This window comes from Streptomyces sp. NPDC000151, from assembly GCF_040301705.1.
Classification (GTDB): domain Bacteria; phylum Actinomycetota; class Actinomycetes; order Streptomycetales; family Streptomycetaceae; genus Streptomyces.
Genome location: NZ_JBEPFC010000203.1, coordinates 1 through 10,259 on the forward strand (window position 1 = coordinate 1; position 10,259 = coordinate 10,259).

General features: G+C 72.2%; 10 protein-coding genes and 2 pseudogenes. 6 read left to right on the forward strand and 6 right to left on the reverse strand.

The annotated features are described in order from the left end of the window. Together ABT381_RS33025 and ABT381_RS33030 are read left to right on the forward strand one after the other, a co-directional pair. Nucleotides 1-234: pseudogene (locus tag ABT381_RS33025) on the forward strand (DEAD/DEAH box helicase); the annotation flags it as partial. 47 nt (nucleotides 235-281) lie between these two features. After that, entirely contained in the window at nucleotides 282-587 is a 306-nt protein-coding gene (locus ABT381_RS33030) for an SCO5918 family protein (protein ID WP_351600834.1), read from the forward strand. Nucleotides 588-719: 132 nt separating this feature from the next. Here ABT381_RS33030 and ABT381_RS33035 read toward each other — a convergent pair whose 3' ends face one another. After that, complete coding sequence (locus ABT381_RS33035) at nucleotides 720-1,094, reverse strand: hypothetical protein (protein WP_351600837.1); 375 nt, start codon at nucleotides 1,092-1,094, stop codon at nucleotides 720-722. 170 nt (nucleotides 1,095-1,264) lie between these two features. On the opposite strand from ABT381_RS33035, the gene ABT381_RS33040 reads away from it, so the two are divergent. From ABT381_RS33040 to ABT381_RS33055, 4 genes are all read left to right on the forward strand, one after another. Continuing rightward, the gene (locus ABT381_RS33040) at nucleotides 1,265-1,603 is read left to right on the forward strand and encodes a helix-turn-helix domain-containing protein (protein WP_351600840.1); all 339 of its coding nucleotides are present in this window, start codon (nucleotides 1,265-1,267) and stop codon (nucleotides 1,601-1,603) included. A 365-nt stretch (nucleotides 1,604-1,968) separates the two neighbouring features. Continuing rightward, nucleotides 1,969-2,136, forward strand: coding sequence for a hypothetical protein (locus tag ABT381_RS33045; protein ID WP_351600843.1), 168 nt, complete (start codon nucleotides 1,969-1,971; stop codon nucleotides 2,134-2,136). Nucleotides 2,137-2,397: 261 nt separating this feature from the next. Beyond that, nucleotides 2,398-4,443 carry a GTP-binding protein gene (locus tag ABT381_RS33050; RefSeq protein WP_351600846.1) on the forward strand — a complete coding sequence of 682 codons (2,046 nt, stop codon included), beginning with the start codon at nucleotides 2,398-2,400 and terminating at the stop codon, nucleotides 4,441-4,443. Between the two features lie 29 nt (nucleotides 4,444-4,472). Then, nucleotides 4,473-5,366: a DUF72 domain-containing protein gene (locus ABT381_RS33055; RefSeq protein ID WP_351600849.1), complete on the forward strand. Its 894-nt coding sequence runs from the start codon at nucleotides 4,473-4,475 to the stop codon at nucleotides 5,364-5,366. Here ABT381_RS33055 and ABT381_RS33060 read toward each other — a convergent pair. The 5 genes and pseudogenes from ABT381_RS33060 to ABT381_RS33075 all read right to left on the reverse strand — a co-directional run. Beyond that, nucleotides 5,284-6,849 carry an ABC transporter ATP-binding protein gene (locus ABT381_RS33060; protein WP_351600857.1) on the reverse strand — a complete coding sequence of 522 codons (1,566 nt, stop codon included), beginning with the start codon at nucleotides 6,847-6,849 and terminating at the stop codon, nucleotides 5,284-5,286. The two genes, ABT381_RS33055 and ABT381_RS33060, sit on opposite strands and share 83 nt — an antisense overlap. Nucleotides 6,850-6,857: 8 nt before the next feature. Continuing rightward, on the reverse strand, nucleotides 6,858-7,454 hold the full coding sequence (locus ABT381_RS33065) for an ABC transporter permease subunit (protein WP_467754834.1): 597 nt from the start codon (nucleotides 7,452-7,454) through the stop codon (nucleotides 6,858-6,860). A 39-nt stretch (nucleotides 7,455-7,493) separates the two neighbouring features. After that, nucleotides 7,494-7,613 (reverse strand): annotated as a pseudogene (locus ABT381_RS35915) (ABC transporter permease); the annotation flags it as partial. A 149-nt stretch (nucleotides 7,614-7,762) separates the two neighbouring features. Beyond that, a complete protein-coding gene (locus ABT381_RS33070; protein WP_351600860.1) occupies nucleotides 7,763-8,722 on the reverse strand; it encodes an ABC transporter permease in 960 nt (319 codons plus the stop codon). Between the two features lie 59 nt (nucleotides 8,723-8,781). Beyond that, on the reverse strand, nucleotides 8,782-10,259 hold a 1,478-nt coding region (locus ABT381_RS33075; protein ID WP_351600854.1), incomplete at its 5' end, for an ABC transporter substrate-binding protein.

A 10,259-nucleotide genomic window follows, 5' to 3' on the forward strand; every position in this document is an offset into this window, starting at 1 on the left:
ATCACCCAGGTCCGCTCCGGCGACCAGGAACTGACCCGCATCACCGGCGCCCAGGCCCCCTCCGGCATCCCGGTCACCATCCCCAAGCCCGCCGCCGACCGCCCCCGCACCGGCAGCCCCTCCTCCACCCGAGGCCGCCGCAGCCGCAACGCCCAGAACCGGCGCACCGACCGCACCCGCCGCGCCCCCGGCCAGCGACAGTCCACCCCCGCCACGGGGACCGGTTCCCGCTGATCGTCCCTCCCCTCAGTCGGCCCCTCTCCCCCTGTCTGTGAGGCATCATGCGCTGCATCATCGCTCGTTTCCCGTTCGACCTTTCCAAGGAAGGGGTCCTGGCCGCGATGAAGGGCATCAAGCCGGAGCCCATCACGGGTGACTCGGTGGTCATCGGCCGCCGTCACTACCCCGTCAAGCAGGTGGGCGCGATCGTCACCCGGCAGGACCGCCGCGACTTCACCACCGGGGAAGTCACCCGGGCCATGACCCGGCTCGGCTTCACGTGCCACACCGCCGAGACCGCGCCGACGGAGGCGCTCTCGCCGCTGGAGGCCGCGTCGGCACTGCTCGGGACGCCCGACTCCGAGTAACTCTCGCGAGCGGAAGACGACAACGGAACAACGAGGAGGGCCCTGCCGGCACGCGCCGGCAGGGCCCTCCTTTCGTATGTCTCAATGACGCATACGCCTCGGTGACGCGTACGTCTCAGTAACGCGTACTTCTCAGTGGTCGGAGTAGCTGAAGTCGCCCACGGTCCACGCGCTCACGTCCTGGATCGCGACGCGGTACATCCCGCCCGTCTCCGGGATCCCGATGCTGCCCTGCAGGATGCGGGCGACGTGAAAGTGCAGGTGCGTCGGGACGTTCACGCGGCCGGGTCGGTTCTGTGTCCGGTCGGCGGTGAAGATGCCGGAGAACGGGCTCAGCCGCTCCGAGTCCGACAGGACCTCCGACACCCGCTCCCGCCACAGGGCTTCGGGGGCCAGTCGGCCGGTGATGACCGCGCTGCTGGTGACGACGGTCAGGGGCATCTGATTGCTTTGCTCGGACTCCACCATGGTGGCGATGTCGACGAGCAGCGCGTCAGGGTTCGACATGGGAGCCGATTCTATTCAGTGGCTCGTTCCTGCCCACCGAACGCGCTGAAATCTGTCCCGGCCGGAGTAGACATTGACCAGTCGCACGGTGAAGGCTGGTGTTCAATTGCCTGCGGGCCCTGATGCCGCACGGCGCCAAGAGGCCCTGACGGTCGGTACAACGAGGTGAAATGACAGCAGACAACCCGCTCAGTGGTCGGCTGGACGACGACGACTACCCCGCGTACACCATGGGACGGGCCGCCGAGATGCTCGGCACCACTCCCGGTTTCCTCCGCGCCCTCGGCGAGGCCGGACTGATCACGCCGCTCCGCTCGGAGGGCGGGCACCGCCGGTACTCCCGTTACCAGCTGCGGATCGCCGCCCGCGCCCGCGAGATCGTGGACCAGGGCACCCCGGTCGACGCCGCGTGCCGCATCGTCATCCTCGAGGACCAGCTCGAAGAGGCCCAGCGCATCAACGCCGCGTACCACCGTGCCGAGGGCAAGTCGGACGACAGTGCACGCTGAGCCCGTCGCGCCCGGCCGCGCCCGGCCGCCTTCGCGTCAGTACCCGTCGAGCCGCCGGCTGTGGCCCGGTACCTCATACGCTCTCTCCCGTTGACGTATTCCTGTGGGGTGTTCGGTGATTCCACCGTGACACTCGTTGCCGGCCTCGATAAATGGTGCGGGATATACGGCAGTTGCATCCATTCGCGCCACTGCGGCCGAGCATGAGCGGCAATCCACCGGTCGAGTATGGGCGGCCCGTCGAGGGGGTATCAGAGCACGGTTAGCGTCCTTCAAAGGGGGGACTCAGAATGACCACACCGCCTCAAGAGTGTGTCGTACTCGATATTCCACAGGGATTACGGCTGGACCTGTTGGGTCTCGTCGTGGAAGTCGGCCAAGTCCGCATAGTCGCTGACCGGGCGGGCCTGCTCGGCAGCCTCATCGCCTCCCTGACCTGCGGCGGCGGCACGGCCGCAGCGCAGAGCCTGGAGGCAATGGCCCAGATGCTCCGCTCCCAGGAGCAGCCCGAGGAATCCGGCCAACGAGCGTAGGAACCACAGAACACGCAACCACCGCTGCCTCGCCCCGGCCCAGTTCGGGGCGAGGCAGTGGCATCGGCGATGGCGCGGAACCCCGATAAATACGTTGCCGGAGGGGCGGGGCTCTGCTGCACTGCCGGATAGCCCGGGCCGCCCGATCGCCGGGTCGTACCGACGTGCCGCGCAATCCACCGAAGAAGGAGACGGAAATGCCGAAGACGTTCATGTCCCAGCAGCAGGTAATCGCCGCCCATTCGGAGGACATGACACTCGGTGCACAGTCTCAACCTGGGAATTCTGGCGCACGTCGACGCCGGTAAGACGAGCCTGACCGAGCGGCTGCTGCAGGCCGCCGGGGTCATCGACGAGGTCGGCAGCGTCGATGACGGAAGTACGCGGACCGATTCGCTGGAGCTGGAGCGACAGCGGGGCATCACGATCAAGTCCGCGGTCGTGTCGTTCGTCGTCGCCGCCGACGATGACGACGACGACGAACTGACGGTCAATCTGATCGATACGCCCGGGCACCCGGATTTCATCGCCGAGGTCGAGCGGGTGCTGAACGTGCTCGACGGCGCTGTGCTGGTCGTCTCGGCGGTGGAAGGGGTGCAGCCGCAGACGCGCATTCTGATGCGGACGTTGCGGCGGCTCGGCATCCCCACGCTCATTTTCGTCAACAAGATCGACCGGCGCGGAGCGCGCTGCGCGTCCGTCGTCCGCGAGCTCGCCGAGAAGCTGGACGCGGCGGTCGTGGCCATGGGCGCGGTCGGCGGCGGCACGGGCACGCCGGAAGCCGCGTGGCTCCCGTACACGGAAACCGACGAGGGCTTCGCGGCGCGGCTGGCCGAGGTGCTCGCCGAGCACGACGACGCGCTACTGGCCGCGTACGTGGCGGACGAGACGGCGGTGCCGTACGACCGGCTCCGGGCCGCACTGGCCGCGCAGACGCGACGGGCCCTGGTGCACCCGGTGTTCTTCGGCTCGGCGATCACGGGCGCGGGCGTGGCAGCGCTGACCGCCGGCCTCAAGGAGCTGCTGCCGACGGCCGCGGGCGCGGCGGACGGGCCGGTGTCGGGCACCGTCTTCAAGGTGGAGCGCGGACCGGCCGGCGAGAAGATCGCGTACGTCCGGATGTTCTCGGGGACGGTACGGACCCGGGACCGGGTGGCGCTGAGCGGTACGGAGGCCAAGGTCACCGCCGTCGGGGTCTTCGAGCGCGGGGCGGTCGTGCGGCGGTGCGGGATGGTCGCCGCCGGCGAGATCGGGGTGCTGTGGGGACTGGAGGACGTACGGATCGGTGACGCCGTCACCGGCCCCGGGGCGGACCGGAACGGCAGGGCGGCCATGGCCTCCCGGCACTTCGCGCCCCCGACGCTGGAGACGGTCATCGTCCCCGCCCGGCCGTCCGACAAGGCGGCACTGCACGTCGCGCTCTCCCAGCTCGCCGAGCAGGACCCGCTGATCGGCCTGCGCCAGGACGACGTCCGGCAGGAACTGTCCGTGTCGCTCTACGGGGAAGTGCAGAAGGAAGTCGTCCAGGCGACGCTGGCGCAGGACTTCGGTATCGACGTCGCGTTCCGGAGCACCACGGTGATCTGCACCGAGCGGCTCGTCGGCCCGGGCGCGGCCTTCGAGATCATGCACAAGGAGGGCAATCCGTTCCTCGCCACCGTCGGGCTGCGCGTCGAGCCGGCGCCGCCGGGCGACGGCGTGGACTTCCGGCTGGCGATCGAACTGGGCTCGATGCCCTACGCGTTCATTAAGGCCGTCGAGGAGACCGTGCGCGAGACACTGCGCCAGGGCCTGCACGGCTGGCACATCCCCGACTGCGCGGTCACCCTGACGCATTCCGGGTACGCGGCACGCCAGAGCCACGCCCACGCCGTCTTCGACAAGAGCATGTCGAGCACGGCCGGGGACTTCCGCAATCTGACGCCGCTGGTGCTGATGAGCGCGTTGCGCCAGGCCGGTACGCGGGTCCACGAGCCGGTACACCGCTTCCTGCTCGACCTCCCGGCCGACGCCCTCGGCCCGGTACTGCCCGTACTGGCCCGCCTGGGCGCCGTCCCGGAGACCCCCCTCCTGCGCACCTCGACCTGCCGCCTCGAAGGCACGATCCCCGCAGCCGGCGTACGCGAACTCCAACGCACCCTCCCGTTTTTGACCCGCGGCGAGGGCGTCCTGGACACCACCTTCGACCGCTACCGCCCGGTCCCCACCACCCCACCCCCGTCCCGCCCCCGCACCGACCCCAACCCCCTCGACCGCAAGGAGTACCTGCTCCAGGTCGTACGCCGGACGGGAGGGGGTGGGCGGTGAAGGGGCGGGAGGGTGGGTAGTCGGGCGGTATGGGTGGGATTGTCGTTGGGGTGTGTTCGTGGACGGATCCGGCGCTGGTGCGGAGTGGGTGGTATCCGGCGGGGAGTCGGGGGGCGGAGGGGAGGTTGCGGTATTACGCCGGGCGGTTTTCCGTGGTGGAGGTCGACGCGACGTACTACGCGCTGCCCAGCGCGCGGAACAGTGCGCTGTGGGCGGCGCGCACGCCGGACGGTTTCCGGTTTGATGTGAAGGCGTTCTCGCTGCTCACCGGGCATCCCACGCGGGCGGCGGCGTTGCCTGGCGAGTTGCGTCCGGCGTTCGTACGCGGTTCTCGGGCCCGGGGTGCTCGATACGTCGATCCCGGGTTGGCCGATGAGGTGTGGGAGTGGTTCAGCGGGGCGCTCGAACCGCTGCGGAACGCCGGCCGCCTCGGCACGCTGCTGTTTCAGTTCCCGCCGTGGTTCGAACCGGGTGCGCGCGCCGAGGAGTTTCTCGGCGAGTGCGGGGAGCGTACGGAGGGGTGGCCCGTCGCCGTGGAGTTCCGGCATCCCGGCTGGTGGCGGGGGGAGACGGCCGACCGGACCGCGGAGCTGCTCTCGGAACTGGGCATGGCGGCCGTGGCCGTGGACATGACGCAGGCGTTGCCGGTGTCGGTGCCGCCCGTCACCCCGGTGACCTCGCCCCGCACGGCGGTGGTCCGCTTCCATGGGAGGAGCGAGGCCTGGGGATCGGGCAGTAAGGAGGATCGGTACCGGCACGTCTATTCGGCCGATGAACTGGCCCAGTGGGTACCGCGGATACGGTCCATGGCCGAGCGCGCCGACACCGTCCACGTGCTGTTCAACAACTGCTGCGGGGACGCGGCAGTACGGGCGGCGGAGACGATGCGGGGTCTGCTGCCCCGGCCGGGCCGCGGTCGGTGAGGCGGCCCGACTCGAGGACGGCGGTGCGGGTGGCCACGGCCGCGGTGTCGCGGTCGTGGGTGATCAGTACTAGAGCGAGGTCCGGTCGGGTGCGGAGCAGGCCGGTGAGGAGAGCGAGCAGGGAGCGGCGGGTCACGGTGTCCAGGCCCGAGGTGATCTCGTCGCAGATCAGGACCCTGGGCCGGGCCAGCAGGGCGCGGGCCAGGGCCGCGCGCTGGAGCTCGCCGCCGGAGAGCTGGTGGGGGCGGCGGCGTACCAGGTCGGCGGGGAGCCCGAGGGCGGTGAGGGTGTGCCGCGCCTCGGCCAGGGCCTCGGCGACGGGCACGGTCCGCAGCCGGACGGCGGTACGGGCCACCTGGTCCAGGACCGGGCGGTGTTCGTCGAAGGCGGCGCGGGGGTCCTGGAAGACGTACTGAACGGCGGCCAGTTGCGCGCGGGTGCGGGCGCGCAGGCTGCGTGGGAGAGGCGTGCCGTCGAGCAGGATCTCACCGTCGTGGGTGCGGTGGAGGCCGGCCAGGCAGCGGCCGAGGGTCGTCTTGCCGCTCCCGGACGGGCCGACGACGGCCAGGCACTCGCCGGAGCGGAGGGTGAGGGCGGGGACGTGCAGGACGGGGGTGCGGTGGTGGCGGGCGGTCAGGTCGCGGAGGTGGAGGAGAGGGCTGGTGGGGGCCTTGGCCGTACGGTCGTCGGGGGCGGTGGGCCCAGCAGCGGTGAGCGGTGTTGATGCCGACAACAGTTCGCGCGTCCAGGCGTGTTGAGGAGCTGACCAGAGTTCCTCCGTCGGGCCCGATTCCACGACGCGTCCCGCGCGCATGACGTGGAGGTCGTCGGCGAGGGCGCGTACGACGTCCAGATCGTGGCTGAGGAGGAGGACGGCGATGCCCTGGCGGGCCAGTGCGGCGAGCTGTCCGGCGATGCGGCGTTTGGTCGGCGCGTCCTGGCCGGTGGTCGGCTCGTCGGCGATCACCGCGCGGGCGCCGGTCAGCAGGGCCTGGGCGAGGACGAAGCGCTGCTGCTGGCCGCCGGAGAGCTGGTGCGGGTAGCGGCGCAGCAAAGCTTCCGCGTCCGGGAGTTGGGCCTGCGCGCAGGCGCGCAGGACGCGTTCGGTGACGGCCGCGCGGCGGTCGCGGCGGGGCAGGTCGCGTACTTGCGCGCGGGCGATGTCGCGGAGGAGGGCGTCGGCCCGGCGGGCGGGGTTGAGGGCGGCGGCCGGGTGCTGGGGCACGTAACCGATCAGGCCGTCCGGTACGCGCACCTCGCCGGTGACGCGGGTGCCGGGCGGGTACTCGCCCAGCAGGGCCAGCCCCGTGGTCGTCTTGCCGCTGCCGGACGCGCCGACGAGCGCGGTGATCCGCCCGGGGTACAGGCGCAGGGACACCCCGTCGACGATCGCGCGGCCGGGACCGGTCTCCGCGTCGACCACGACCCGCAGGTCCTCGATCTCCGCGACCGCGTCACCGGTGGGCAGCAGGGATGTGGGCATCGGCCCGTTCACGAGCGGGTCTCCTTTCGCACCGAGGGCCGCGCCGACGACCGCACCCAGGGCCGCGCCGAGCACCGCGCCCAGGGCCGCGCCGACGACCGCGCCCAGGACCGCGCCGAGGGCCGGGTGCGGGCCAGCCCCTCGTCGAAGAGCAAGTTGGCGCCCGTGGTCAGGGCGATGATCAGCACTGCGGGCAGGACGACGGCCCAGGGCTGGACGAACAGGCCCGTGCGGTTGCGGTCGACCATCACCGCCCAGTCGGCGGCGTCCGGGGCCACGCCGACGCCCAGGAAGGCGGCGGTGGCCACGAGGTACAGGACGCCGGTCAGCCGGGTGCCGGCATCGGCGGCGAGCGTGCGCAGGGCCGAGCGGCCGACGTAGCCCACGGCCATCCGCCACCATGTCTCGCCCTGCATCCGCAGCGCCTCGACGGCGGGGCGGGCGGCCGCCTCGGCGGCGGTGGCGCGGATGATGCGGGCCGCGTCCGGGATGTTGACCAGTGCAACGAGGAGCGCGAGCCCCGCGGCGCCGGGCGAGAAGACGGCCGCGGCGAGGAGGATCAGGAGCAGGGACGGGACCGCGAGGAGGACGTCCAGCGGGCGCATCAGGAGCTCTTCGAGCGGGCCGCGGTGGGTCAGGGCCGCGGCGAGGCCGAGCGGCAGGGCCACCACGTACGCCAGCACGGTCGCGGACAGCGCGGTGAGGACCACCGTACGGCCGCCCAGCAGCACCTGCCGCCAGACGTCCCGGCCGACGAAGTCGGTGCCGGCCCAGTGCCCGCCACCGAGGGTGAACGAGGCGCCGCGGGGCCCGGGTTCGCCCGCGAACAGCGGGCCGAGGAGGGCGATCAGCAGCGGTACGGCGGTGATCAGGAGGGCGAGAGCAAAGCGGCCGGACGGGCGCGTACGCGGCTTCACGCGGCCACCCCCGCCCGTGGCGTGAACCGGCGCGCCACCAGGTCCGCGCCGAGGTTCAGGACGACGGCGGTGAGCCCGAAGACGACGGCCAGGCCCTGGATGACCGGGACGTCGCGCTCGGCGACGGCGTTCATCAGGACCGTGCCGAGGCCGGGGATCACGAACAGCGCCTCGACGACGATGACGCCGCACAGCAGCCAGTCGATCGTGCGCGCCAGCTGCTGCGCGGCGGGGGCGAGGGCGTTGGGGAGGGCGTGCGTGTACCGGACGCGCGCGCCCGGGATGCCGTACCGGCGGGCCTGCGCGGCGTACGGCGACGCCAGCGCGTCGATCATGCCGGCCCGGACCAGCCGGGCCAGCGAGCACACCGGCCGGGCGAGCAGGACGAGGACCGGGAGGACGAGCGCGGCGGGGTGGGCGAGCAGGTCACTGCCGTAGCCGACGGCGGTCGGCGGCAGCCAGTCCAGGCGCAGCGCGAAGACCGTGACGAGGAGGACGCCGAGGGCGAATTCCGGTACGGCGTAGACGCCCAGGGTCACGGAGCTGATGAGGCGGTCGGCGAGCCGGCCCTCGCGGCGGGCCGCGAGGACGCCGAGGCCGACGGAGACCGGTATCAGGAGCGCGACCGTCAGGGCCGCGAGCAGCACGGTCGGGCCGAAGCCGGTCGCGAGATACGTGGCGACCGGGCGGCCGGAGGTCAGGGACGTGCCGAGGTCGCCGTGGAGGAGCCCGGCCGCCCAGGCGGCGAGCCGTTCGTGGGCGGGCCGGTCCAGGTGCAGGGCCTCGCGGATGGCCGCGATACGGGCCGGGTCGGGCTGGTCGCCCGCGAGGGCCACGGCCGCGTCGCCGGGCAGCGCCTCGGTGAGCGCGAAGACCAGCAGGACGACGGCCACGGTCTGGCCGGCGCCGAGCAGCACCCGGCGGACCACCCAGGCCCGCAGCCCGTCGCCGCGCACGGCCTTGGAGACGCGCGCACCCTTGGAGACGCGCGCGGTCCTCGGGGCTTCGGTGTCGCTCACGCCAGCCACACCTTGTCGAAGCGGGCCCAGCCCAGAGTGTTGGCGGGCGCGTCGTGCGCGATGCCGCGTACGTTGCGCGCCGTGCCGAGGATCCAGTCGGCGAAGCCCCAGACCAGGAAGCCGCCCTCGGCGTACAGCCGGCGCTGCATCCGCTCGTAGAGGGCCGCCCGGTCCTTCTTGTCCTTGGTCGACTGAGCCTGCTGGTAGAGCGCGTCGAAGTCCTTGTGGTGCCACTGGGTGGCGTTGGTGGTGGAGTCGGTCAGCAGCCGCTGGGAGAGGTGGGACTCGATGGGCATGGCGCCGGAGCGGTAGCCGGCGAGCGTCCCGGAGTCCAGGGTGTCGGCCCAGTAGCTGTCCTTGCTGCCGGTCCTGACCGTCATGCGCACGCCCGCCTTGGCGGCCTGGTCGCGGAAGATGGACGCGGCCTCGGTGAAGCCGGCGGCGACGGCGGAGGTGTCCAGGGTGACCTTCAGGCCCTCGGCGCCCGCCTTCTTCAGCAGGTGGCGGGCCTTGTCCAGGTCCTGGGTGCGCTGCGGGAGGCCGTCGGCGTAGTACTCGTACCCCTTGCCGAAGAGGTCGTTGCCGATCTCGCCGGCGCCGGACAGCGCGCCCTTGACCAGCTCCTCGCGGTCGGCGATCAGGAAGAACGCCTCGCGTACCCGCTTGTCGTCGAACGGCGCCCGGTCGGTCTTCATCGCGAACGCCTGCATGGCGCTGTTGCGCAGCCGGACGATCTCTATCTGGCCCTTGCCCTCGTGCGCGCGTGCGGTGGTCGGGTTCAGTTCGTGGGCGTACTCGACCTGGCCGCCGAGGAGGGCGTTGACGCGGGCCGACTCCTCGTTGGCGATCACGAATTCCAGCCGGTCCAGGTGCGGCGCGCCGTCCCAGTACCCGTCGTACCGCTCGACGACGGCGGACCGGCCGGGCGCGAAGGAGACGAAGCGGAACGGGCCGCTGCCGACCGGCCGGTGGTCGAAGTGGCGCGCGCCCTCGGGAACGATGTACGCGCCGAACGCGGCCAGCACGTTGGGGAATTCGGCCGTGGGGCGCTTCAGTACGAACTCCACCGTGCGGTCGTCGACGGCCCGGCTCGCCTTGAGGTCGATGGGCTCCAGGGACGCCTTGGCGCGGAACGCCTCCTTCGGGTCGGCGATGCGGCGGTAGCTGTAGAGGACGTCGGCGGCGGTCACCGGCTGCCCGTCGTGGAAGGTGGCCTTGCGCAGCTTCACCCGCCAGCGGTCCAGGCCGTCGTTCGGTTCCCAGGAGGCGGCGAGGCGCGGCTCGGCGGCGAGGTCGTCGCCGTAGTCGGCGAGCTTGTCGAAGAGGGCCTTGGCGCGGGCGGCGTCGGCGAAGAGGTTGGTGCGGTGCGGGTCGAGGGTCTCGCTCGCGCCGCCGCCGGCGAACGCGGCCCGCAGCGTGCCGCCGCGCCGCGGTCCCCCGCCTGCGCCCGCGTCGCCGGTGGTGCCGGGGCCGC